The organism is Pseudonocardia kujensis (genome assembly GCF_021283305.1).
GTDB classification, from domain to species: domain Bacteria; phylum Actinomycetota; class Actinomycetes; order Mycobacteriales; family Pseudonocardiaceae; genus Pseudonocardia; species Pseudonocardia kujensis.
In genome coordinates this window covers 1-22,042 of the sequence record NZ_JAJSOK010000037.1, presented here as the reverse complement: position 1 = coordinate 22,042, position 22,042 = coordinate 1, and the positions used below count along the sequence as shown (strand labels likewise).

25 protein-coding genes, 1 tRNA gene and 1 pseudogene are annotated in these 22,042 nt (G+C 70.9%); 10 read left to right on the top strand and 17 right to left on the bottom strand.

Annotated elements, in window-relative coordinates; all coding sequences use genetic code 11:
• Positions 1 to 18 precede the first annotated feature (18 nt).
• The 3 genes from LWC35_RS41035 to LWC35_RS23435 form a co-directional block, all read right to left on the bottom strand.
• Positions 19 to 93, bottom strand: coding sequence for an Ms5788A family Cys-rich leader peptide (locus LWC35_RS41035; RefSeq protein WP_358202161.1), 75 nt, complete (start codon positions 91 to 93; stop codon positions 19 to 21).
• A gap of 62 nt (positions 94 to 155) precedes the next feature.
• Entirely contained in the window at positions 156 to 593 is a 438-nt protein-coding gene (locus tag LWC35_RS23440) for a thioredoxin family protein (RefSeq protein WP_232872401.1), read from the bottom strand.
• Between the two features lie 40 nt (positions 594 to 633).
• Positions 634 to 1,422 (bottom strand): LmeA family phospholipid-binding protein, encoded by a 789-nt coding sequence (locus LWC35_RS23435; RefSeq protein WP_232872400.1) that lies wholly within the window; start codon positions 1,420 to 1,422, stop codon positions 634 to 636.
• 379 nt (positions 1,423 to 1,801) lie between these two features.
• On the opposite strand from LWC35_RS23435, the gene LWC35_RS23430 reads away from it, so the two are divergent.
• The 6 genes from LWC35_RS23430 to pstB all read left to right on the top strand — a co-directional run bounded on the left by LWC35_RS23430 (position 1,802) and on the right by pstB (position 7,866).
• Positions 1,802 to 2,572, top strand: coding sequence for a winged helix-turn-helix transcriptional regulator (locus tag LWC35_RS23430; protein ID WP_232872399.1), 771 nt, complete (start codon positions 1,802 to 1,804; stop codon positions 2,570 to 2,572).
• Between the two features lie 74 nt (positions 2,573 to 2,646).
• Entirely contained in the window at positions 2,647 to 3,579 is a 933-nt protein-coding gene (gene mshD / locus LWC35_RS23425; protein ID WP_232872398.1) for a mycothiol synthase, read from the top strand.
• A 248-nt stretch (positions 3,580 to 3,827) separates the two neighbouring features.
• Positions 3,828 to 4,925 (top strand): phosphate ABC transporter substrate-binding protein PstS, encoded by a 1,098-nt coding sequence (gene pstS, locus LWC35_RS23420; protein ID WP_232872443.1) that lies wholly within the window; start codon positions 3,828 to 3,830, stop codon positions 4,923 to 4,925.
• An 88-nt stretch (positions 4,926 to 5,013) separates the two neighbouring features.
• Positions 5,014 to 5,970 (top strand): phosphate ABC transporter permease subunit PstC, encoded by a 957-nt coding sequence (gene pstC / locus LWC35_RS23415; protein WP_232872397.1) that lies wholly within the window; start codon positions 5,014 to 5,016, stop codon positions 5,968 to 5,970.
• Positions 5,970 to 7,073 (top strand): phosphate ABC transporter permease PstA, encoded by a 1,104-nt coding sequence (gene pstA / locus LWC35_RS23410; RefSeq protein ID WP_372463088.1) that lies wholly within the window; start codon positions 5,970 to 5,972, stop codon positions 7,071 to 7,073. The genes pstC and pstA overlap by 1 nt, the downstream gene beginning before the upstream one ends.
• A gap of 13 nt (positions 7,074 to 7,086) precedes the next feature.
• Positions 7,087 to 7,866, top strand: a complete 780-nt coding sequence (pstB, locus tag LWC35_RS23405; protein WP_232872396.1) for a phosphate ABC transporter ATP-binding protein PstB — start codon at positions 7,087 to 7,089, stop codon at positions 7,864 to 7,866.
• 74 nt (positions 7,867 to 7,940) lie between these two features.
• On the opposite strand, the gene phoU (LWC35_RS23400) is transcribed toward pstB, so the two are convergent.
• The 6 genes from phoU (LWC35_RS23400) to dusB form a co-directional block, all read right to left on the bottom strand.
• The gene (phoU, locus tag LWC35_RS23400; RefSeq protein WP_232872395.1) at positions 7,941 to 8,600 is read right to left on the bottom strand and encodes a phosphate signaling complex protein PhoU; all 660 of its coding nucleotides are present in this window, start codon (positions 8,598 to 8,600) and stop codon (positions 7,941 to 7,943) included.
• A 72-nt stretch (positions 8,601 to 8,672) separates the two neighbouring features.
• Positions 8,673 to 8,882, bottom strand: coding sequence for a dodecin (locus tag LWC35_RS23395; RefSeq protein ID WP_232872394.1), 210 nt, complete (start codon positions 8,880 to 8,882; stop codon positions 8,673 to 8,675).
• Between the two features lie 48 nt (positions 8,883 to 8,930).
• Positions 8,931 to 9,587 (bottom strand): phosphate signaling complex protein PhoU, encoded by a 657-nt coding sequence (gene phoU / locus LWC35_RS23390; RefSeq protein ID WP_232872393.1) that lies wholly within the window; start codon positions 9,585 to 9,587, stop codon positions 8,931 to 8,933.
• A 74-nt stretch (positions 9,588 to 9,661) separates the two neighbouring features.
• A complete protein-coding gene (locus LWC35_RS40435; protein WP_232872392.1) occupies positions 9,662 to 12,538 on the bottom strand; it encodes an LCP family protein in 2,877 nt (958 codons plus the stop codon).
• Positions 12,539 to 12,643: 105 nt separating this feature from the next.
• Positions 12,644 to 13,477: a GGDEF domain-containing protein gene (locus LWC35_RS23380; protein WP_372463087.1), complete on the bottom strand. Its 834-nt coding sequence runs from the start codon at positions 13,475 to 13,477 to the stop codon at positions 12,644 to 12,646.
• 136 nt (positions 13,478 to 13,613) lie between these two features.
• The gene (gene dusB, locus LWC35_RS23375) at positions 13,614 to 14,774 is read right to left on the bottom strand and encodes a tRNA dihydrouridine synthase DusB (protein ID WP_372463086.1); all 1,161 of its coding nucleotides are present in this window, start codon (positions 14,772 to 14,774) and stop codon (positions 13,614 to 13,616) included.
• Between the two features lie 554 nt (positions 14,775 to 15,328).
• Between dusB and LWC35_RS23370 the strand changes: the two genes are divergently transcribed.
• A tRNA-Lys gene (locus LWC35_RS23370) sits at positions 15,329 to 15,401 on the top strand.
• A 93-nt stretch (positions 15,402 to 15,494) separates the two neighbouring features.
• Here LWC35_RS23370 and LWC35_RS23365 read toward each other — a convergent pair.
• Genes LWC35_RS23365 through LWC35_RS40430 form a run of 3 tightly spaced genes read right to left on the bottom strand, consistent with a single transcriptional unit; the run spans position 15,495 to position 16,556 of the window.
• Positions 15,495 to 15,893, bottom strand: a complete 399-nt coding sequence (locus tag LWC35_RS23365) for an LPS-assembly lipoprotein LptE (RefSeq protein WP_232872391.1) — start codon at positions 15,891 to 15,893, stop codon at positions 15,495 to 15,497.
• Between the two features lie 40 nt (positions 15,894 to 15,933).
• Positions 15,934 to 16,197, bottom strand: coding sequence for a tyrosine-type recombinase/integrase (locus LWC35_RS23360; protein ID WP_232872390.1), 264 nt, complete (start codon positions 16,195 to 16,197; stop codon positions 15,934 to 15,936).
• Entirely contained in the window at positions 16,167 to 16,556 is a 390-nt protein-coding gene (locus LWC35_RS40430; protein ID WP_232872389.1) for a site-specific integrase, read from the bottom strand. The genes LWC35_RS23360 and LWC35_RS40430 overlap by 31 nt, the downstream gene beginning before the upstream one ends.
• A gap of 384 nt (positions 16,557 to 16,940) precedes the next feature.
• On the opposite strand from LWC35_RS40430, the gene LWC35_RS23350 reads away from it, so the two are divergent.
• Together LWC35_RS23350 and LWC35_RS23345 are read left to right on the top strand one after the other, a co-directional pair.
• Positions 16,941 to 17,252, top strand: coding sequence for an HAD family hydrolase (locus LWC35_RS23350; RefSeq protein WP_232872388.1), 312 nt, complete (start codon positions 16,941 to 16,943; stop codon positions 17,250 to 17,252).
• Positions 17,207 to 17,473: an HAD family hydrolase gene (locus tag LWC35_RS23345; protein WP_308194643.1), complete on the top strand. Its 267-nt coding sequence runs from the start codon at positions 17,207 to 17,209 to the stop codon at positions 17,471 to 17,473. The genes LWC35_RS23350 and LWC35_RS23345 overlap by 46 nt, the downstream gene beginning before the upstream one ends.
• A gap of 84 nt (positions 17,474 to 17,557) precedes the next feature.
• Here LWC35_RS23345 and LWC35_RS23340 read toward each other — a convergent pair whose 3' ends face one another.
• Positions 17,558 to 18,748 carry a glycosyltransferase gene (locus tag LWC35_RS23340; RefSeq protein WP_232872386.1) on the bottom strand — a complete coding sequence of 397 codons (1,191 nt, stop codon included), beginning with the start codon at positions 18,746 to 18,748 and terminating at the stop codon, positions 17,558 to 17,560.
• An 11-nt stretch (positions 18,749 to 18,759) separates the two neighbouring features.
• Complete coding sequence (locus tag LWC35_RS23335) at positions 18,760 to 18,969, bottom strand: ATP synthase subunit C-like protein (RefSeq protein WP_372463085.1); 210 nt, start codon at positions 18,967 to 18,969, stop codon at positions 18,760 to 18,762.
• Between the two features lie 62 nt (positions 18,970 to 19,031).
• On the opposite strand from LWC35_RS23335, the gene LWC35_RS23330 reads away from it, so the two are divergent.
• On the top strand, positions 19,032 to 19,718 hold the full coding sequence (locus LWC35_RS23330; protein ID WP_308194642.1) for a TetR/AcrR family transcriptional regulator: 687 nt from the start codon (positions 19,032 to 19,034) through the stop codon (positions 19,716 to 19,718).
• 281 nt (positions 19,719 to 19,999) lie between these two features.
• Here the strand turns inward: LWC35_RS23330 and LWC35_RS23325 are convergent, their stop codons facing one another.
• The 3 genes and pseudogenes from LWC35_RS23325 to LWC35_RS23320 form a co-directional block, all read right to left on the bottom strand.
• The gene (locus LWC35_RS23325; RefSeq protein ID WP_232872383.1) at positions 20,000 to 21,310 is read right to left on the bottom strand and encodes a UvrD-helicase domain-containing protein; all 1,311 of its coding nucleotides are present in this window, start codon (positions 21,308 to 21,310) and stop codon (positions 20,000 to 20,002) included.
• Entirely contained in the window at positions 21,297 to 21,683 is a 387-nt protein-coding gene (locus tag LWC35_RS41030; RefSeq protein WP_372463084.1) for a UvrD-helicase domain-containing protein, read from the bottom strand. The genes LWC35_RS23325 and LWC35_RS41030 overlap by 14 nt, the downstream gene beginning before the upstream one ends.
• 257 nt (positions 21,684 to 21,940) lie before the next feature.
• Positions 21,941 to 22,042 (bottom strand): annotated as a pseudogene (locus LWC35_RS23320) (IS5/IS1182 family transposase); the annotation flags it as partial.

The window sequence follows — 22,042 nt, the reverse complement described above, 5'->3', positions numbered from 1 at the left end:
TCGACGAGAGTGGTCGGTTCAGGAGGGCCGACACAGGCAGCCGGCCACGCGGCACAGGTCGACTGCGCGGCGTCGGGTCAGCGGCCAGTTCACGGCAGCGAGGGTAACCGAAACGTCCGGTCGGCGGGAGCGGCGTCCCGGAAGATGGACGCCCGTCACGCCGGACGTCCGCGCAGCTCGGGGGCCAGGGCCGCGTCGAGCTCGGCACGGCGGGGCACACCGGACACCCGCAGCAGCTCACGGCCGGCGCGGTCGAAGCCGATCGTGGTGGGTGTCCGCATGACCGAGAGGGCCCGGGCCACGTCGGGCCGGTCGGCGACGTCGATCTCGACGTGCCGCACGCCCGGTTCGGTCGCGGCCAGCTCGCCGAGCACGCCCGCCGTCTGCCGGCAGGGCGTGCAGACCGGCGACGAGAGCTGCAGCAGGAGCACCTGTTCCGCCCCGTCGGGGGCCGCCCCGGTGAGGGCCCAGCCGTCCGGGGAGCCGGCGCCGGTCGTGGTCCGCACCCGGCCGTTGCGGGCCCGCAGCACCAGCCCCACCGCGGTTGCCAGGGCCAGCGCCGCGAGGAGGACCACGAGTCCCGTGCCGCTCATGTCCCGGGCCAACCCGGCCGCCCGCCGCGATGTTCCCGGGTCAGCCGGCCGCACCCGATCCGGGGAGGGCCCCGATGACGACGTCGCGCGTCTCGCCGGAGATCTCGAGCGTGCCGTCGCGGGCCTGGAGCTTCGTGGGCACCACGCCGAACGGCAGACCGCCCGGGTCGATGCGCAGCGCGAAGGTCTGCTTCGCCAGCTCGGTGATCGCGTCGGGCAGCGGGTCGCCGTCGCTGCCCCGGACGTCACGCGGCACGATCCGCATCACGCCGTCGGCGACCTGGAGCTCGGCCAGGACGACGGGCTGGTACTCCTTCCCGGCGATCGTCACCGTGCCGGAGAGCCGCGCGACGGAGTCCGGGTCGAGCTGGCGCATCGTGGGGTCGCCGCCCTTGTCCACGACGTCGGCGATGCCGTTGGCGTCGATGTTGCCGACGCTGAACCGCTCGACGCCCGGGAGCATCCGCTGCAGGTCGTCGGCGCCGACCCGGGCCGCGCCCTCCGCCCTGGTCACCCGCAGCCCGGGCGTGCCGGAGCCGAGCAGGCCCGACAGCGGCGCCTCGACGTCGCGCAGGTCGGCGCGCAACTGCACGTTGTGCAGGTCGCCGACCTGGAGGCGGTCCGCGCGGACCTCGACCGAGCGGTACTCACCCGACACCGCCTGGGTGAGGAAGGGGAAGCCGTTGATCCGGACGGAGGGGTCGTCGGCCAGGCCGAGGCGGTCCCGCAGCTCGCGGGACACCACCGACTCCGCGGCCGCCGCGGTGGCGTAGTCCGCGGCGACCAGGACCCCGGCGAGGACCAGCACCGCGACGATCAGGCGTTTCACTCTCGGACCTCCGGCTCGCACGCGTCGCGCGAGCCAACCTAGAGACCCCCGCCGACGGCGCGTACGCCGGGCCTGCCACCCGCCGTCCGTCACACCGCTTTGACGGCGGCGTAACGCGGGTGAAACCAGACCCGCGTCCGGGTGGGCGAATTGCTCATGCACCGGTATTTCCGCAGCGCACGGGCCCGTCGAACGGGGTGAGCTGGCTCGCGGAACTCGTGCCCGCGCCCGCCGCTCGCCTATTCTTGACCGATCCGCGTGACGGACCCGCCGGGTCGCGCGGTGCGGAACGGAGGTCGGCGTCGCCCCCCGTGATGCGAACGACGGACGCCGGGCGTGGTGTCCGCCGTCGATATCCCCGGTTGGAGAGGAGGCAGCGGTGGAACTGCTACTGCTGACAGCGGATACGGACCCCGGTTCGGTGCTCCCCGCGCTGACCCTGCTCCCGCACGGCGTGCGCACCGCGGCGCCCGAGGTGGCGGCCCTGCTCGACGCGGGCCCGCACGACGCGGTCCTCGTCGACGCACGGTCCGACCTGGTCGCCGCCCGGAGCCTGTGCCGGCTGCTGGGCAGCACGGGCACGGACGTTCCCGTCATCGCCGTGCTCAACGAAGGCGGACTCGTGGCCGTCTCCGGTGAGTGGGTGGTCGACGAGATCCTGCTCCCGTCCGCGGGACCCGCGGAGGTCGACGCGCGCCTGCGGCTGCTCAAGTCCCGCCCGGGCGCCGACTCCGCGAACGCGGGCGGCGCGCTGGTCCTGGGCGAGCTCGTGATCGACGAGGCGACCTACGCGGCGCGGCTGCGCGGGCGCCTGCTCGAGCTGACCTACAAGGAGTTCGAGCTGCTCAAGTACCTCGCGCAGCACGCTGGCCGGGTGTTCACCCGCGCCCAGCTGCTGCAGGAGGTCTGGGGCTACGACTTCTTCGGAGGCACCCGCACCGTCGACGTCCACGTGCGGCGGCTGCGAGCGAAGCTCGGCCCGGAGCACGAGCAGATGATCGGCACCGTGCGCAACGTCGGCTACAAGTTCGTCCGCCCCGGCCGTGCCGGGCTGGGCGTGCCGGCCGGCGGGATCCCGGAGGAGAGCGACACCGACACGGACGACGACGGCGACCGAGCCGCCCTCCGTGGCCTCCACCCGATGCGCTGACCGTCGCCACCGATCGTCGGCACCGGTCCTTCGCGCAGGGCGCGCCGCGTCGGCCCGCGGGTAGGGTCGTCCCGGTGAGCGCCGTCCGGGTCCTGTCCGAGATCGACACCGTCACCACGGCCGGCGTCCGCGCCCTGGCCGAGGCGGCGGAGCGGGCCGACGGGCGCGAGCCCTTCTCCGAGCAGTTCCTGCTCAACCTTCGCGGGGGCGCGCGCGAGGGCGTCGTGCACCTCGTGGTCGGGACCGCCGCCGCGACCGATCGGGCGGGCAGCGAGTTCACCGGCGCCGAGGACGTCGTCGCCGGGTACGCCCAGCTCGACGGCACGTCGGCCGAGCTGGCCGTCCACCCCGACCACCGCCGCCGCGGGATCGGCGCGGCGCTGCTCGCCGAGCTGACCGCCCGGGCCGCGAAGCTCGACGTCTGGGCGCACGGCGACCTCCCGGCCGCCGCGGCTCTCGCCGCGTCCCGGGGCCTCGAGCGCGCCCGGGTGCTGTGGCAGATGCGACGCACGCCCGACGCCGGCCCGTTGCCCGCGCTGACCGTGCCCGAAGGCGTCACGATCCGGCCCTTCGTCGTGGGCGAGGACGAGGCCGAGTTCCTGCGCGTGAACAACGCCGCGTTCGACTGGCACCCCGAGCAGGGCGGCTGGACCGTCGACCAGGTCCGCGAGCGCGAGGCCGAGGAGTGGTTCGACGCCGAGGGCTTCCTGCTCGCGGTCGACGCGAACGACCCGGCGGGCACGGTGCTCGGCTACCACTGGACCAAGGTGCACCCGCCGACGGCGACCGAGCCGTCGATGGGCGAGGTCTACGTGCTCGGCGTCGACCCGGCCGCGCACGGCCGGGGCCTCGGCCGGGTGCTCACCCTGGCCGGCCTGCACCACCTCGCCGGGCGCGGGCTCGACACCGTGCTGCTCTATGTCGAAGCGGACAACGCGCCCGCCGTGCGGGTGTACGAGAAGCTCGGCTTCGCCGTCCACACCTCGGACGTCATGTACTCCTCGTGATCCGAACCTAGCCGGGTGTCACCGGTCCGTGCGGCACGTCACGCCGCAGGTCACGGGCCGGTCACGTGGAGTCGGGCACGGGATGAAGCCCGTGCCGTTCGGGTTACCTGTTCATCCTCCGTTCATTCGCAGTGGGCCGAGCGTCCACCGGACGCACTTAGCGTTCGTCGCCGAGCGGCCCTCCCGGGTCGTCTGTGCGGCCGGTTCCGACCGGCAACCCGAACACGGAGGAACCAGCAGTGAAGACCATGCGCCCGAAGCGCGCGCGGATCGCCGCCGTCGGCCTGGCGGCCAGTGGAGCCATCGTGCTCGCCGGCTGTGGCGCGGCGAACGAGGGCTCGTCGTCGGGCGGGGCGTCCGCCGCCCCGTCGGCGAACGTGTCGGGCACGATCTCCGGCGCCGGCGCCAGCACCCAGCAGGCCGCCACCCAGGCCTGGGTCGCAGGCTTCACCGGCAGCAACCCCGGCGCCACGATCAACTACGACCCGTCCGGCTCGGGCGCGGGCCGTACCCAGTTCATCGCCGGCGGCGTGGACTGGGCGGGCAGCGACGCCTACATCAAGGGCGACGAGGTGGCCAAGGCCCAGCAGCGTTGCGGCGGCGACATCGTCGAGGTCCCGGTCTATGTCTCGCCGATCGCGGTCGTCTACAACCTGCCGGGCGTGGACAACCTGCAGCTCTCGCCGGCCACCCTCGCGAAGATCTTCGACAAGAAGATCACCACCTGGAACGACCCGGCCATCGCCGCGGACAACCCGGGCGTGACCCTCCCGTCGACCGCGATCGCGCCGGTCAACCGGTCGGACAAGTCCGGCACCACGCAGAACTTCACCGACTACCTGAAGGCCGCGGCCGGCGCCGACTGGCCGCACGACGTCAGCGACAGCTGGCCGGTCCAGGGCGGCGAGGCCGCGCAGGGCACCTCCGGGGTCGTCGGCGCGGTCAAGGCGGGCCAGGGCACCATCGGCTACGCGGACGAGAGCCAGGCCCAGGGACTCGGCCAGGCGAAGATCAAGGTCGGCGACCAGTACGTCGGCCCGACCCCGGACGGGGCGGCCAAGCTTCTCGAGTCCTCCGAGCGGGTCTCCGACGGCGGCCCGAACGCCTTCGCGTTCAAGCTCAACCGCACCGTGACCGACGCGAGCGCCTACCCGGTCTCGCTCGTCTCGTACGCGATCGCGTGCAGCAAGTACTCCGACGCCGCCAAGTCGGGGCTGGTCAAGGCGTACCTGAGCTACGTGATCAGCCCGGAGGGGCAGCAGGCCGCGCAGCAGGCCGCCGGTTCGGCCCCGCTGACCGACGCGATCCGCCAGCAGATCACGCCGGCGGTCAGCTCCATCGCCTGATGAGCACGTGAGCCGGCGGGGCCGGGGGGTCTGACCGCGACCGCCCGGCCCCGGCCGGTGCCCCCCACCCGTTCGCAGAGAGGACGCCGTGAGCGCCCCAACCACGACCCCGACGACGGTGACCCCGTCGACCAGGCCCGTCCGTCAACTCGGCGACCGGATCTTCGCCGGGTCCGCCACGGGCGCCGGCGTGCTGATCCTCATCGTTCTCGCCGGCGTGGCGGTCTTCCTGATCGCCCAGGCGATCCCGGCCTTCACCGCCTCGCCGGAGGAGCTGCCCGGCGGCCGCAACCTGGCCGTCTACATCGGCCCGCTGGTCTTCGGCACGCTGCTCTCCGCCCTGATCGCGCTGGTGATCGCGACGCCGCTGGCGGTGTGCGTCGCCCTCTTCATCACCCACTACGCGCCGCGCCGCCTCGCCCAGGGGCTCGGCTACGTGGTCGACCTGCTCGCGGCGGTGCCCAGCATCGTCTACGGCCTGTGGGGCGTGGCCGTCCTCGCCCCCGCCTCCCTGCCGTTCATGACCTGGCTGCAGGACTACCTCGGCTGGATCCCGCTGTTCGCCGGGCCGGTGTCGGCCACCGGCCGCACGATGCTCGTCGTCGGCGTGACGCTCGCGGTGATGATCCTGCCGATCATCACCGCCGTCTCCCGTGAGGTCTTCCTCCAGACGCCGAAGCTGCACGAGGAGGCCGCCCTGGCCCTCGGCGCCACGCGCTGGGAGATGATCCGGATGGCCGTGCTGCCGTTCGGCCGCTCCGGCATCATCTCCGGCGCCATGCTCGGCCTCGGCCGCGCGCTCGGCGAGACGATGGCCGTCGCGATCATCCTGTCCGGCTCGGGCATCATCACCTTCAACCTGATCAGCTCGAGCAACCCGTCGTCGATCGCGGCGAACATCGCCCTGCAGTTCCCCGACTCCACGGGCGTCGCGGTGAACACCCTGATCGCGTCCGGCCTGGTGCTCTTCGTGATCACCCTGCTCGTCAACTCCATCGCCCGCTGGATCATCAACCGGCGGCGCGAGTTCTCGGGGGCGAACTGATGACCAGCGACACCCGCACCGACACCGACCGCGCCCGGACGGACGGCGAGCTCACCGAGCAGGCCGTCGTCCCGATGCCGCTCGTGCGCGGTGAGCTCCCGCGCTGGGCCCCGTGGGGCATCCTCGTCGCCTCCCTGGTCGTGGTGGGCGGCATCCTGGCCGCCACCGGCAACTTCGGCATCGGGCTCACGCTGGTGCTCGGCGCGCTCCTCTACGCCGGCGCGACGTACGTGGTCTCGCGCTTCGTCGAGGGCGGTCGCAAGGCCACGGACCGCGTCGTCACCATCGTGGTGACCGTCGCCTTCCTGATCGCCCTGATCCCGCTGATCTCGGTGGTCGTCACCGTGATCCAGAACGGGCTGGCCCGCTTCGACGGGGCCTTCTTCGGCAACTCGATGCGCGGCGTCGTCGGCGCGGGTGGCGGCGGCTACCACGCGATCATGGGCACGCTGATCATCACGGCGCTGGCCGCCGTCATGTCCATCCCGATCGGCATCCTCACCGCCGTCTACCTGGTGGAGTACGGCAAGGGCCGGCTGGCGCGGGCCATCACGTTCTTCGTCGACGTCATGACGGGCATCCCGTCGATCGTCGCCGGCCTGTTCGCCTTCGCCTTCTTCGCGCTCTTCGCCGGCCCGGGCATCCGCTTCGGCTTCGGCGGCGCGGTCGCCCTGTCGATCCTGATGATCCCGGTGGTCGTGCGCTCGACCGAGGAGATGCTCAAGATCGTCCCGAACGAGCTGCGCGAGGCGGCCTACGCGCTCGGGACGCCGAAGTGGCGCACGATCGTCAAGGTCGTCATCCCGACGTCGATCGCCGGCATCGCCTCGGGCGTGACCCTGGCGATCGCCCGCGTCATCGGCGAGACGGCCCCGCTGCTGATCATCGCGGGCCTGACGACCGGGGTGAACCTCAACCCGTTCAGCGGCCGCATGACCACGTTGCCGGTGTTCGCGTACAACTCCTACGCGGCCCCCGGCGTCCCGCGCGAGCCCTTCGTCGACCGCGCGTGGACCTCGGCCCTCGTGCTGATCATCATCGTCCTCGTCCTGAACCTGCTGGCGCGGCTCGTCGCCAAGCTGTTCGCCCCCAAGACCCGTTGACAGAGGTAGCGACGTGAGCAAAGCGGTCCACGCCAAGAACCTGAACATCTACTACGGCTCGTTCCTCGCCGTCGAGGGCGTCGACATCGAGATCAAGCCCAAGACGGTGACGGCGCTGATCGGCCCGTCCGGCTGCGGCAAGTCCACCTTCCTGCGGTCCATCAACCGCATGCACGAGGTGATCCCGGGCGCTCGCGTCGAGGGCAGCCTGACCCTGGACGGCAAGGAGCTGTACGGCCCGGGCGTCGACCCGGTCGGGGTGCGCCGGCAGATCGGCATGGTCTTCCAGCGGCCGAACCCCTTCCCGACGATGTCGATCTACGAGAACGTCATCGCCGGGCAGAAGCTCAACAACAAGCGCGCCGGCAAGAAGGCGACCGACGAGCTCGTCGAGCGCTCGCTGCGCGGCGCCAACCTGTGGAACGAGGTCAAGGACCGCCTCGACAAGCCCGGCTCGGGCCTGTCCGGTGGCCAGCAGCAGCGGCTCTGCATCGCGCGCGCGATCGCGGTGCAGCCCGACGTGCTGCTCATGGACGAGCCCTGCTCGGCGCTCGACCCGATCTCCACGCTCGCGATCGAGGACCTGATCAACGAGCTGAAGACCGACTACACGATCGTCATCGTGACCCACAACATGCAGCAGGCGGCACGGGTCAGCGACTTCACCGGGTTCTTCAACATCGAGGGCACCGGCAAGCCCGGGCACCTCGTGGAGATGGACGAGACCAAGACGATCTTCTCGCAGCCGAAGCAGAAGGCGACCGAGGACTACGTCTCCGGCCGGTTCGGCTGAGCCGACCGAGGACCTGCGCGAACGGACGCCGGCGGTGCACCACCGCCGGCGTCCGGCGTTCTCGGGGCTGCGCGTCAGAGCTGCAGCGCCTCGGGGTGCCGGCCCGTGACGACGTAGACGGTGCGCTCGGCGAGCGACACCGCGTGGTCGGCGATGCGCTCGTAGAAGCGCGCGAGCAGCGTCAGGTCCACGGCGGCGGGGATGCCACAGGTCCAGCGCTCGCCGAACATCAGCGTGAACAGGTCGCGGTGCAGCGCGTCGACCCGGTCGTCGTCGGACTCGAGCTCGAGGGCGAGGATGACGTTGCGGGTGCGGAGCACCGTCACGGCCTTGCTCATCATCGCGCCGACCTGCGTGCTGAGCTCCACGAGGATGTCCCGCGCCTCCTCCGGGACGCACGAGTCCGGGTGCCGACGCCGCGCGGCCTCGGCGATGTGCTGGGCGAGGTCGCCCACCCGCTCCAGCTCGTGGGCCGACTGGATCGCCGCCACGACCACGCGCATGTCCGGCCCGACGGGCGCGAAGATCGTGATCGTCTCGGTGGCGAGCACCTCGATCCGCGCCCGCAGGTCGTCGATCGCGGGGTCGCCCTCGATCACCCGCTCGGCGAGCCGGGGGTGCCGGTCGAGAAGAGCGGTGCAGGCCGCCCGGAACGCGGCCACGACGGCGTCGCCCATCTCGCCGAGCAGCGCCTGTAGCTGGGCGGTGTTGCCGTCCAGGGTCTCCCGTGCCACCGGGTCAGCCTAGGAAACGGGACGGACGACCACGGCCGGGTCCGCGTGAACGGCCGATGAACGGCGGACGTCCTACGCGTCGAGGCGGAAGCCCACCTTGAGGCCGACCTGGAAGTAGTCGACGGTCCCGTCCTGCAGGTTCCCGCGGATCTCCGTGACCTCGAACCAGTCCAGCCCGCGGAGTGTCTCGTGGGCACGGCTCACACCGTTGGAGATCGCCGCTTCGACGCTCTCGGGGGAAGTGCCGACGATCTCGGTGACGCGGTACACATGATCCGACATGCACCTGTGTAGCCCGATCACGGGGTGCCCCAAACGCGGGGGCGGCGATCAGACGGCGAGCGGCCCCGGCATCTGTCCGGTGACGACGTAGACGATCCGCCGCGCGACGGCGACGGCGTGGTCCGCGTAGCGCTCGTAGAACCGGGCGAGCAGCGTGACGTCGACCGCCGCCTCCACACCGTGGTCCCAGTTCCGGTCCATCAGCACCGTGAACATGTGCTTGTGCAGGTCGTCCATCGCGTCGTCGTCCGACTCGAGCTCGGCGGCGGCCGCGAGGTCGCGGCTGCGGATGACCGCGCCGGCCTTGCGGGCCAGCGCGACCCCGACCCGGCCCATCTCGGCGAAGTACGGCGCGATCTCCTCGGGCAGCACCGGCTGGGGGTGGCGGCGCCGCGCGGCCTGCGCGACGTGCAGCGCCAGGTCGCCCATCCGCTCGATATCCCCGGCGCCGTGGATCGCGGAGACGACGATCCGCAGGTCCGTCGCGACCGGGGCCTGCAGGACGAGCAGGGCGAAGGCCCGCTCCTCGGCGGAGTGCCGGATCTCGTCGATCCGGATGTCCTCGTCGATGACCTCCTCCGCCAGCCGGAGGTTCGCGTCGAGGAGTGCGCGGGTCGCCTTCTCCATGGCCGTCGCGACGTCCTCGCACATCCCCGCGAGGGCGTCGGCGAGCTCGTCGAGCTGTTCGGTGTAGGCGTCGCGCATGGTCCGAGGGTAAAGGGGTGCCATCGGGCGCACAGCATCAGGACGTGAACCGGCGATGAACGCTCGGGGCGCGCTCAGCCGCAGGACGCGGCCGGAGCGGCCTGCGCGGCCGGGGCGGCGGTGTCGGTCACCGGGGCGCGGACGGTGCCGTCGAAGGACCTGCCGAGTACGAGCTGCAGCGTGCCCGTGCTGCCCGGGTCCTGGACCAGCCGGGCGCCCGGGACGACCTCGCCGAGCAGCTCGGCGGCGTCGGCGCGGTCCGGGGAGAAGCGCAGGACCGTGTCGGCGGCGGGCTGCGCGGCGTTGCCGACCTCGCCCACGCCGAAGCCGAGCGACCGCAGCGCGTCGCCGACCTGGCGGCCGAGCCCGTCGCGGCCGGCGGCGTTGACCACCCCGACCGTGACGTCGGCGGGCTTCGGCCCCTCGGCGGACGCCACCGGTGTCGTGGTGGTGGGCAGCGGTTGGTCCTTGCGCAGCGCGGAGAACAGCCGGGACGACTCGGTGTCGCGCAGCTCCAGGTTCCCGCGCGTGTTCGGCACCGCCGAGACGGGCAGCGGCAGGAAGGTCACGCCGTCGGCATTCGGCCGGTCGAGCGCCGAGGTCAGCCGGACCATCTCGTGCACGCCGACGTCGTCGGCCAGCATGCTGCGGCCGAGCGCACCGGCGAAGTCCCGGGTCGTGCTCGGGGAGAGCAGGGTCGTGGCGGAGAGGGCCTCGCGGAAGGTGGCCGCGAGCAGCCGCTGCTGGCGTTGCAGCTGGCCCAGCGCGGGGGAGGGGTCGGTCGGCACGGACGCCGCCTCGGCGAACCGGACGGCCTGCGCCCCGTCGAGACGGGTGGTGCCGGGCCGCGGGATCACGGTGCCGAGCGTGCGGTCGTCGACGGGCTGCTCGACGCAGACGTCGACGCCCCCGATCGCGTCGACCATGCCCGCGATGCCCGGCAGGTCCAGTGCGACGAAGCGGGTCACGGACATCCCGGTCAGCTGCTGCACCGTGCGGACGAGGCACCGCGGTCCGCCCACGGCGTAGGCCGACGACAGTGCGGTGCGGGTCTCGGCGGGGACGGTCTCGTCGAGGTAGGTCGCGGCCGCGGGGTCCCAGCGCGGGCAGGGCGGCCGGTTGATCTCCAGGTCCAACGGGAAGGAGACGCCGACGACCCGGTCCCCGCCCGCCGCCATGTGCGCGAGCATCAACGTGTCCGTGCGCTCGCCCGTGGCCGCCGGGGTGCCCGAGCTGCCGGAGGCGGTGCCGAGGACCAGCACGTTGTCGTCGCCGGCCTGGCCCTTGGCGTCGATCACCCCGGCCTCGGGATCGAGCGCGGCGACCGAGCGGATCGTCGAGTCCATCCAGCGGGTGGCGCCCCAGCTCAGCGCGACGCCGAGGAAGGTCAGGAGCGCCAGCGCGGCCGCGGTGATCCGGCCGGCGAGGGCGAGGCGGGACGGGGGCGTCGTCGGGGTGTCCGTCGCGGCCCGGCGGTCGGCGCGCCGCGTCCGGGGGGCCTCGTCCTCCTCGGTGTCGCTGTCGGTGTCCTCATCGCCGTCGTCGTCCTCGAGGTCGACGCCGGCGTGGGCGGCGGTCAGTCGGGTGAGGCTCGCGTCGATCGCGCGGGTGCGGTCGGCGAGTGCGTCGTCGCCGTCGCCGTCGGCCGGGTCGTCGTCGCCGACCGGGGGGACGAGGGCGGTGTCGTCACCGCGGGGCGGACGGAGGGGGTGGCCGGGCGTGTCCGGTCCCGATCGCGCGCGCAGACGGGTGGTCGATTCCCCCGGCTGGGACGGCGCGCCGGGGTTCGTCGAGGATGCCGGGCGCTCGGGGTTCCCGGTGGGGGGCAGGGGAGCCTGGGGTCCCGTGCCGGTCGGCAGGCCCGGCTGGCTCGGCTGTCCGGCGCCGGGAGCATCCGGAGTGCCGGGACGGCCGGGGGTGCGAGGGGTGGTCGGCGGCGGTGGGCTACCGGCCGCTCGACGCCGGGGCCCGGTGGTGGGGTCGGGCGCCCCGTTCGGGGGGCGGGTCGGTGCCCCGACAGTGCCCGCGGGGACGCCGAGGGTGCTCGCCGCCGAGTCGGCGGGCGTGCCGTTGCGGGGGCGGGTCGGTGTGCCGGGAATTCCGACGGTGCCTGTCGCGGAGTCGATGGGCATGCCGTTGCGGGGGCGGGTCGGTGTCCCGGCAGCGCCCGTGGGGATGCCGACGGTGCCGGCCGCGGGATCGGCGGGCCGCCGCGGCTCTGCTCCCGGCCGGCGGATCGCGGTGGTCGCGGCGGGGTCGGGAGTGCCGGGCCGGGGCGGGAACCCACCGCGCGGAGCGCCGCCGGTGCGCGACGGCTGCACGTTCGGAGCCCCCGGGCGGCGCTCGCCCCGGCTCCCGTTTCCTTGCCCGCCGGCGAGCTGCCCGCCGCCGGCCGACCCGTAGCCGTCGAGCCCGGCGCCGTTCCGCCGGCTCCCGAACTGCGGGTCCCCGGCCTGGCTGCCATTCGCGGGCCCGTACCCGGTCCGGTCGTTCGGGGCGGGTCCGTTCCCGTCGGATCCGTATCCGTTCCGGCCGACGTCGTTCCGTCCGGTGCCGTTGTGCGACGTCCCGTTCGCGCCGTACCCGTTCGCGGAGGCGTCGCCGCTGCGCTCGCGGCCGGACGCGGAGCGATCGCCGGCGGCGCCGCGGTGCCGGGTTCGCTCGTCGGCGTCGGCCTGCGCGGTGGACCACGGGGCACCCGGGGTGCCCGGGTTCCGGCCGTCACCCCGCGACGCGCTGCCGTACCCACCGGATTCCCCGGAGCCGTTGGAGAAGTCCTCGGGGGCGCGCCGCGGCAGGTCGCCCTGCGCGCGCCACGGGTCGGGTCCGGGTTCCTCCGCGGCGCGGATGCCGAGCCGGGCGAGGACGTCGTCCGCAGGGGGAGGCCCGTCTCCCCGGGCGCGCCGGCCCGCGCGGGAACCCCGCGACCGCCGGTCGTCCTCGTCCTGCACGTCACCTCCGGCCCACCGACAGCGGGAAGGGCGGAGTAGCCGTCACCGGCAGTGTCCGCCCCGCGGTCGAGTTTACGGAGTCGTGATGCTCCGACCGGCGGAGGGTCAGCCGGTCGTGCGAACCGGCTGGGGTATGGACCGGCGCGCCCCGGCCGCTCCGGCGAGCCGCACCCGGCCGCCGCGCGAGGCCCGGTACGCGACGGCGTTCCGCCCCGCCTCCTTCGCCGTGTAGAGCAGCATGTCCGCCTCACCGATCAGGCGTTCGACCTCGGCGATCCGCCCTGCCGCGTGCGCCACCCCGATGCTCACGGTCACCCGGAGGTCGGGGTGCAGGTCCGACCAGTCGTGCCGGGCGATCCGGTCCCGCGCCTGCTCGCTGATCTCCACCGCCTGGGCGAGGTCGCGGCCGGGGAGGACCAGCGCGAACTCCTCGCCGCCGTACCGGGCGCAGAAGCCGCCCTCGGGTAGCGCGGCGTCCAGCTCGGTCACCATCCGTTGCAGGACGCGGTCGCCGAAGAGGTGTCCGTGGGTGTCGTTGACCAGCTTGAAGTGGTCGATGTCGACCAGGGCCAGGCACAGCCCGGTGGTGCGGAAGGGCGTGCCGTCGAGGTCGGCCAGCAGGGCGGCGAGCCGCTCGTCGAGGTAGCGGCGGTTGTAGCTGGCGGTGAGGCTGTCCCGGCGGCTCTGCTCGCGGGCCTCGGCGTGCTCGCGGCGCAGGCGGTCGAGCTCGTCGTGCGCGTCGGGCAGGGGCTCGTCGCCGTGCAGGAGCTGCAGCGCGGCGTGGAGGTGGCCGTAGGCCTGCTCCCACTCACCCTCGGCGGCCAGGCGCTCGGCGGCGGCGGTGTGCAGGGCGGCGCGGTTGCGCGGGGACGCCGGCGGGGTGTCCGTGACCGTCGGTGCGTCGTGCACCAAGGTCCGCACCGTCGTCATGCCGTCCATCGCGATCACCCCCCTGCTGCCCCTATCGTCGTCGTGACGGGTGTGGTTCTTGAGACGGACGGGACGTTCCTACCCGTTCGCGTCCCACTCCACCCGTCCGGGCGAGCGGTGATCCACAGCGCGTCCGCCCGTGAGGTCACCCGCCGGAGTGCTCCAGCTCCGCGCCGAAGGGCACGGACGGGTCGTCGGCGTCGTCGAGCCAGTGCTCGGGGAGCACGACCTTGCCCGGCGAGCCCTGGCGCCCGCGCGGACCCTCGGCGTCGGCCGGGAACTCCTGGTCGAGGTCGAGCTGGGCGAGGAGCTCGTCGAGCTGGTCGATGCTCTCGACCATGCCGAGGCTGCGCCGCAGCTCGCCGCCGACCGCGAAGCCCTTGAGGTACCAGGCGATGTGCTTGCGGACGTCCCGGATGCCCTTGTGGTCACCCATGTGCTCGCACAGCAGCAAGGCGTGCCTGCGGAGCGTGGCCGCGACCTGGGCCAGGTTCGGCGGGGTGGGCAGCGGCCGGCCGGCGAAGGCGGCCTCGAGGTCCCCGAACAGCCACGGCCGGCCCAGGCATCCCCGCCCGACGACGACGCCGTCGCACCCCGTCTCGCGGACCATGGCGAGCGCGTCGTCGGCGCTGAAGATGTCGCCGTTGCCCAGGACGGGGAGCCCGGCGGGCAGGTGGTCGCGCAGGCGCGCGATCGCCGACCAGTCGGCCTGGCCCGAGTAGCGCTGCGCCGCCGTCCGCGCGTGCAGCGCGACGGCCGCCACCCCGGCCTCGGCCGCGATCCGGCCGGCCTCGAGGTAGGTGTGGTGGTCGTCGTCGATGCCGATCCGCATCTTGACGGTGACGGGCAGGTCCCCGGCGTTGTCGACGGCGGCCCGCACGATCCGCTCGAACAGCCGCCGTTTGAACGGCAGCGCGGCCCCGCCGCCCCGCCGCGTGACCTTGGGGACCGGGCAGCCGAAGTTCATGTCGATGTGGTCGGCGAGATCGCGCTCGACGATCATCCGCACGGCCTGCCCCATCGCCGCCGGGTCCACGCCGTAGAGCTGCATGGACCGCGGCTGCTCGTCCGGGTCGAAGGCGATCATCCGGAAGGTCAGCGGGTTCTTCTCGACCAGCCCGCGCGAGGTGATCATCTCGCAGACGTAGAAACCCGCCCCCTGCTCGCGGCACAGCCGCCGGAACCCCGGGTTCGTGATACCCGCCATGGGCGCCAGCACGACCGGCGTGGCCACCTCGTGGCGGCCGATGCGCAGCGGCGGCAGCACCGGGCGGGTGATGCTCTCAGGGATGTCCAGCAGTGTCACGGGATCCCATTGTCCACGTGCGCGTCACGGCGGTGTGGGACGAGGGGGTGAGGGCCTGCCGAAGGACGGTGGTCGGGCTCGGTCTGGCGCTGTCGGCCGCCTGTTCGGCCTCCCCTGCACCGCCCGAACTCGCCGCACCCAGCCCAGCGGCGGCTCCCTCCCGCACAGTGATGCCGGTGCCCTCGCAGGTGATCGAGCACCCGGCCACAGGACCGTCCTGCCCGGCCGTGTCGACGAGGCCGAGCTCGGCGTCTCCGACGAGCTCAGCGTGTACCCACTGCGGCGGGCAGTTCACGACCTTCGACTCGCGCTGCTGGGACGCCGGTCATGATCCGTTCGGCGCCGGCGGCGCGCACGGCTACGTGGCAGGCGTGAGGCCCCTGGTGGCCGACGACCTCGCCGGCTTCCCGACCGGCGGCGCAGTCCTGGACTACCGCCCCATCGCCGCCACGACCCCGCTCTGCGCATGAGGTGCCCTTCGCTCCCCGGCCACCGCCCGCGCGTCCAGTAGGCTCGACCGCGGTCGACACCTGGGCAGCGCCCGGGCCCGGCCGGGGCCTCTAGCTCAATCGGCAGAGCAGCGGACTTTTAATCCGCGGGTTCAGGGTTCGATCCCCTGGGGGCCCACCCCAACGCCAGGTCAGGGCTTCGGCCCCGGGTCCGGGCCATGATCAGCCCCCCGGAATACCCCAGTATTGGCTTCACTGGGAGCATGCAGACCTAGCCGGCGCCCATGTTGATGTTGCCCGACTTGGCTTCCTCAGCGCTGAAGGTCGCACGCCCGCGCTGGGCGACCTCAATCTGATAGAAGTCTTCTCCGCCGGGCACGTTGGCTACCTCGAACGGGAGCCTGCAGACCTGCCGGTCGGGCGCTGTTCCCTTCTGCAGTTTGCCAGTCGCAATGATCTTGCCCGACGAGTCGTACACAGTGACCGCTGCGCCCTCGGTGATATCGCCGTAACCGAAGAACCCACTGCACATCTCCGGCCCTCCGATGACGGAGCGGCCGTTGATATCGATGCTGACAGCGCCACGAAGGGCGAAGGAGCTGGAGCCGCAGGCTGCCACTGCTGCTATCAATCCAAGGGTCAGCAGGCTTGCGACGAGCAGGCGCTTCATCTGAGAAACTTTGAACCAACAAGATCAGCAGCAGGCACCGCTAACCCGACAGTTCACCCGATCCGGGATTCGACCTGCTCGTCCGGACAAACTGCGTGTCGGGCCCGAAGATCTCCAAGACGGCTGCCGCTCCGGTCCGCGCGACCTTCCGCCCGAAGTAGTTGTCCTGCGTCATCGAGACCTTGGAGTGGCCGAGCTGGTCGGCCGCCTGGCGGGCGGTGAGGCCGGCCTGGTCCATCAGCGTCGCCACGGTCTTGCGGTAGACGTGCGAGGTCACCCAGTCGTAGCCGGCGTCGGTGAACACCTTCCGAAGATCGGACTGAGTGTTGCTCGGGTCGCGGAGCCGTTCGGCGAGGTGAACACGGCGTCCCACCGGTTCGGAGCGGCGGCGGCCCGACGGCGCACGAGCATCCCCACCGCCCAGGTCGGCAGCTCCAGCTTCCAGAAGCCGCTCTTGCTCTTCGGCCGCGGCTTGATCACCAGGCGCTCACCGTTGATCCGGACCACAGTGCCCCGGACCTCTGCCGTTGCCGCATCGAGGTCGAGCGCGGCCCAGGTCATCGCGGACGCCTCGCCGATCCGTGTCGCGAGCATGAAGTCGGTGAAGTCGAACAGGTCCCAGTCCTGGCAGCTGATCGGCGTGCAGCTGCGCCGGCAGGTCACGTGCCTCGTCCATGGTGAGGGCGCGGGCCGACGAGGTGTCGCTCTCCATCCGGCCGACGTCTCGCACCAAGTCGCGCTCCAGGACGTCGTGCCGGACGGCCAGGCGGATCATTCTGCTGAGCACAGTGCGGGTCGTCTTCGCGGCTGCTGTGCCGAAGCGATCGTGGACCTCGACGACGAGCCAGTCGAGGCGCGAGACCGTGACAGCGTGTGGGCCAGCGTCGCGCGTCCCTTCTCCCGGTGACCTGACCCGGCTCCTCGAGGAGCCGCGACACGTCCTGCTCGACTTCGGCGGCCCGGTCTGCGCCGTCTTCGGCACGCAGGGGGAGCCGGCACGCCGCCGACGCGGTGCGTCGTGCACTCGGGGTCGCGGAGTGGCGTCGCATGGGCGACCACGCCGCCAGCTATTCCGAGGACCCGTTCGACGTGCTGCGGTACGCCTGGACGAGACTGCAGCCCGAGCAGGCCGAGGCAGGCGAACGCGCTCTCGCCGCCTACGAAGTTGATGCGGTGCGTGTTGCGCCGCCCACTCCCGGTGCGGCCGAGGCCGTAGCCGCCCTTCGTGTCAGCGATCACACGATCACGATCGTCAGCAACAACTCCGAGGCGGCGATCGGTGCGTTCGTCGAGGGTCACGACCTGATGGCCGGGTGGACGGGGTGGTCGGTCGGACTCGGGCGCGGGCCGACGATCTGAAGCCGGATCCGGTCTTGCTTTATCGAGCCCTGGACGACCTCGCGGCGAAGCCGTCCGAGGCAGTGCTCGTCGGAGACTCGATCACGGACATCCAGGCAGCGCGAGCCGCCGGAGTCGCTGTCATCGCCTACGCGAACAAGCCCGGCAAGGAGCGAGCGCTCGGCTCGTTCGAGCCCGACGCCTTGATAACGTCGATGATCGAGCTCGTCCGTGCCTCCTAGTCTCGTTCGAGATCCGAAGACGGCTCACACCTATGCATCGTGATCATCGGGCCCTCTGTCGGTCACGCTGCGAGGTCTCCGATGTCAGCGGTTGATGTTCTTGACCCAGTCTCGAAGCGGCCGTGTTCCGTCCTCGTCGCGCACCGCGGCCGCGATCGCTCGGGCACCGGCACGCAGTTGCTTGCTGGTTCGTGCTGTCTCGATAGCGGCGACGAGGGCACCGGGTTGGAGCTTCTTGGCGGGCAGGGGTGCGGTACCGGCTCCGAGTGCTGCCAGGCGTCGTCCCCAGAAAGGCTGGTCGGTGTGCATCGGAATCGGGACCGACGGGACACCGGCCCGCAGCGCCGACGCGGTGACCCCTGCCCCGGCCTGGTGCACGACCGCGGCGGCCCGCGGGAAGAGCAGATGGTGAGGGACGTCTTCGACGGAGAGGATGTTCGGGTCGTCGGCGAGGAGGTCGCCCATGCCCTGCACGACTGCTCTGATCCCGGACCGCTGTAGCGCTTCGGCTACGGCGTCGTGACCGGAGGGCAGGCTGCCCAGCGACACGACGATCGGCGGCGGTCCCGCGGCGAGGAAGTCCTCCAGCTCGGCCGACAGCTCGCCGCTGTCCGGTGTCCACCAGAACCCGTCGAGGGACAGCCTCGCGGGCCAGTCCGCCGGGCGTGGGAGGACGGCTGGGCTGATCCCGTGGTGGACGCGTATCCCCTGCGCTCGTCGGCGGCGCTGCGCCTTCGCCCGCGGTTCCTTCGGTAAGCCCAGCTCGGCTCGGATCCGTGCGCAGGCGGCGTCGTAGGGGGCCGGGATGCGGGCGGCGAGGTGTCCGGCGACCCGGTTGCCGAGCCCGCCGAGGTCTCGTCCGGAGAAGATCATTGGGGGATAGGCGCTGCTCGGCTGCGCGGGCTGAAGGAGCGCCTCGGCAGAGGGCACACCGAGAGCCGCGGCGATGTCGTGGCCGTACGGGGAGATGGCGTTGGCCAGCACGACTCCGACGCCGGGGCTCGCCGTGAGGGCGGCGGTAGCTGCCTGGTCCATATAAGCGCGCAGTGTGCCGAGATACCCGCGCACGCCGGGCTTCCCGGTCGCTCCGTCCGTCGGAGGCGCGATGGGCGCGGTGATCGGGGTGTGGTTGGCGCCTACAGCGGTCACGAGGTGCTCGTACTCCGCGTTCGCCACGATGCTGACCGCGTGACCGTCGTCGATGAACGCTGCGGCGAGCCCGGTAGCCGGTGCGACGTCGCCTCGTGTGCCGGGCGCGAGGATCAGGATCTTCACGGGTGTGCTCGCTACACCGGAGTGGCGAACACGAGGACGAGGCCCAGCATCGCGAGTGCCTCGATCCCGGCGAACCCGAGGAAGGCCACCGACTGCAAGGCGCTGCGGGCTTCCGGCTGGCGCGCCACCCCGTTGATGAACGCCATGAAGACCAGCCCCACGCCGATTCCGACTCCGACGACGGTAAGCCCGAAGCCGAGCACGCTGATCGATCCAGTCACCACCTGCTCCTCGCTGCTAGTTCGCAATCAATGTTCGCGAACGCGGTACCCAAGAGCAGGGTATGCGCACGGCGTTCGCAAACGGGGGTGTCATGGAGTCGTCGGAGCTGATCTGGCTCAGGCCCGAAGGTGCCGGCGTGGGGCGGCCGGCAAGTCGTTCGCGGGAAGAGATCACCGAGGTGGCCGTGCGGGTGGCGGATCGCGACGGCCTACCTGGCGTCTCGATGCGCAACGTCGCCGCCGAGCTCGGCACGGGGGCGGGCACCCTCTACCGCTACGTCGACAACCGAGACGACCTGCTCGACCTGATGGCCGATCACGTCGCGGGCGAGTTCGCGCTCGACAACGCCACCGGCGACTGGCTCGACGACCTCGTCGACGTCGGGCTCCAGGCCCGCGAGATCCATCGGCGCCACCCCTGGCTGCCCGAGCTGACCCTCACCAGACCGGTGACCGGACCCAACGGCATAGAGGCCACCGAGTACGTACTCGCCGTTCTCGCAGACCATCCCGCGTCGGACAGCGAGAAATTGGTGGCCTTGGCGATGCTGCACGCCGTCGTCGCGTCGGCCGCGCGGGCCGAGGCGTCCACCGTCGACATGATGCGCAGCGCCCGCTTCATCGCCCATGTCGTCGCGCAGGGCGGCCACCCACATCTTGCGGCGCTCAACCCCGACCCGGCAGGCGGCGACCCCCTGCCGACCGCGCTCCGCCGGATCCTCCGCGGCCTGCTGTCCGGCGTCGACTAACGCGCCCTGCGCGGCGAACCACGATCAACACCGCGCGAGAGCCGAGGGGTTCAGACTTTCTCTACCTGTTCAAGGCGACGGCTCCGCCGCTGCGCCGCTTCCCGCCGGCCGGGGCATGCGGCCTCCGGCCGGTCCCCGTCCGGCGAGCGGCTGATCGACGCGGCTCGGATGGCGCCTCGCAAATCCGGGCCATGCCGAAGCTCTGCGTGGTCGCTAAGTCCTCTCACCCGACTCAATGTCCTCCACAAGGCTCTGAGCGCTCACAGCGGCAACTCCCCGTACTAGCCCGATGCATGGTCCCAGGGTGTCGTCTTCATCCAATTCACTGTTGCGTCTCCATCACAGGGTGATGCAGACGCGAGGAGGTCTAGGAAGCGTGACCCTTGCTTGGAGTAAATAGTCCCGTTTTGTGCGGCTACTTTGGCCGAGTGTGTAACAATTGCTCCGTGTCGCGCACGGGAAATCATCACAGACAGGATCCTCGCCTCTTCAAGGATTTGCTCTTCCGTACTTGCTCGGAAGTCTGGAATGCACCCTTCCTCAGCGCCAACCACGAATACCCAATCAAACTGCTGGCCCTTGCCGATGTGGCCAGTTAGCAGGTGCACGCCAGGGGCCTCAAGTAGCGCATCCTTATCTCCGACGGAGACCTTCGAGCGAATCTGACTGGGTGTCTCGCCTTCGAGTAGTAGGTCGCAACACCAGGCGAGTGCCTCCGCTAGTGACTCTCGGTCAGCGGGGTCCTGAACATTTTCGAAGCCAGCTTCACGCCTCAGCGTCTCGATGGGATCGTCTGCTTTCGCGAAGCTCACTGGATCGATCCGCGCAAGTAGTGACTTCACGATCTTCGCAGTCTGGGTGTCGAGGACAGCGCTGTCCCATCGATGTACTGGAAGCTCCGTCTCGGAGAATGCGGCGTCAACAAAGCGGCGCCGAGACTTTAGCCTCGCTATGATAGCGATTCGCTGTGAGGGTGAACGCTCAAGGGTGTACCGAGCGAACGACGTAGCCCACGCTGCCTCCCTGTCCGTGCTTTCGCACCCAAACACTGCGGCGAGTCCACCACCTGGCCATGCGAGCGGATCAGCGCTAGTGAGCGCTAGGCCCTTGGTCATAGGAGCTAGTGAATTTACTAACCCAAGAACTGCGGGCGAAGAACGGTGCGACTCAGCAAGTTCAATCCGGTTACCCTGGCACTCTTCTTGGATTCGCTCGTAGACGAAAACTGGATCTGATCCAGCGAAGCTGTAGATTCCCTGAGCGAGGTCGCCCGCATATGTGGTCTTCCCGAAGCCGATACTGTTGACTATCCGCAATTGTTGCGGTGTCAGGTCCTGAAATTCGTCGACAATCACTGCGGCGAAGTGGCTTCGATACAGATCTGCGACGTGTTGATTCTGGAGGATCAGCTCCGATAGTCGAGGCAAATCATCGTACGTCAGCCTGCCTTCCGATTTTCGGAGGGCTTCGATTTCGATCGCGTGCTGGTTTCCGATGCTTTCCAGGGCGGACTCAACGTTGTCGTCGTTGAGGCCCTGCTGTTTTGTAGTTCGCAGGACCTCTTGTGTATAGGCAGCTTCAGCGAAGGTCAACTTCCGGGGCCCGACACTGCTCTGCCACCCAGTCGTTCTCTGGGAGGGTGGCGTGTGGGTTCAGTCCAATAACATTCGCGTGTGCACGAAATATCCTAGCGCTGAGTCCATGAAAATTGCAGACCGTTACACGGTCACGCAAAGCCGCCCCGCTAAGATGGGCACGAAGTCGCTCTCTAACGTTGTCACGCGCGCGATTTGAGAACGTTGTGACTAGAATCTTCTGCGGGTGTTTGATATTTTGCCGAGAAACTAGTCCAAGAACTCTAAGAGCTAGAGCCTCTGTCTTGCCGCATCCGGCTGGTGCGGTCACGAGAAGAGCGAGGCTTTGGTGATCGCGGATCAGAATCTGCTTAGCGGTCGGAGTCAGCATCAGCTCGATGATCCGATACTGGTTAGGAGGGCGTTAATGCTCTGGATGGCGATCGCAGTGTCTCGGTCTATCAACGGTTCCACTGCCATGGCTGCTCGCACCTTGTATTTCGATCTGCGGCAGAAGGCGGCGACATCAGCATTGGTTCGTGTGCCATCCGGGCCAGTTGCCGCGCAATTCCCCAGCTCATTGGTACTGAACAGACTCGAATTGCTTAGGATCGGCCAGATATTGAGCCTTTCTCAGTAGGCCGTTGATCATGTTGTGCGGTCGTGTTCGTGGTGCAGGACGACGAGCGCAGCGGCGGTGATGGCGCCGATGCGGCGGGGGCAGAGGCTGACCCGGCGCAGGGCTTTGAA

Excerpts from the sequence above, each read along its gene's own strand:
- pstA (WP_372463088.1), top strand. The coding sequence starts at position 5,970 with ATGACCAGCGACACCCGCACCGACACCGACCGCGCCCGGACGGACGGC.
- LWC35_RS23330 (WP_308194642.1), top strand. The coding sequence starts at position 19,032 with ATGCGCACGGCGTTCGCAAACGGGGGTGTCATGGAGTCGTCGGAGCTG.
- LWC35_RS23350 (WP_232872388.1), top strand. The coding sequence starts at position 16,941 with ATGGGCGACCACGCCGCCAGCTATTCCGAGGACCCGTTCGACGTGCTG.
- LWC35_RS23380 (WP_372463087.1), bottom strand. The coding sequence starts at position 13,477 with ATGGACGGCATGACGACGGTGCGGACCTTGGTGCACGACGCACCGACG.
- pstS (WP_232872443.1), top strand. The coding sequence starts at position 3,828 with ATGCGCCCGAAGCGCGCGCGGATCGCCGCCGTCGGCCTGGCGGCCAGT.
- LWC35_RS23365 (WP_232872391.1), bottom strand. The coding sequence starts at position 15,893 with ATGAAGCGCCTGCTCGTCGCAAGCCTGCTGACCCTTGGATTGATAGCA.
- LWC35_RS41030 (WP_372463084.1), bottom strand. The coding sequence starts at position 21,683 with ATGCTGACTCCGACCGCTAAGCAGATTCTGATCCGCGATCACCAAAGC.
- LWC35_RS23440 (WP_232872401.1), bottom strand. The coding sequence starts at position 593 with ATGAGCGGCACGGGACTCGTGGTCCTCCTCGCGGCGCTGGCCCTGGCA.
- LWC35_RS23395 (WP_232872394.1), bottom strand. The coding sequence starts at position 8,882 with ATGTCGGATCATGTGTACCGCGTCACCGAGATCGTCGGCACTTCCCCC.
- phoU (WP_232872393.1), bottom strand. The coding sequence starts at position 9,587 with ATGCGCGACGCCTACACCGAACAGCTCGACGAGCTCGCCGACGCCCTC.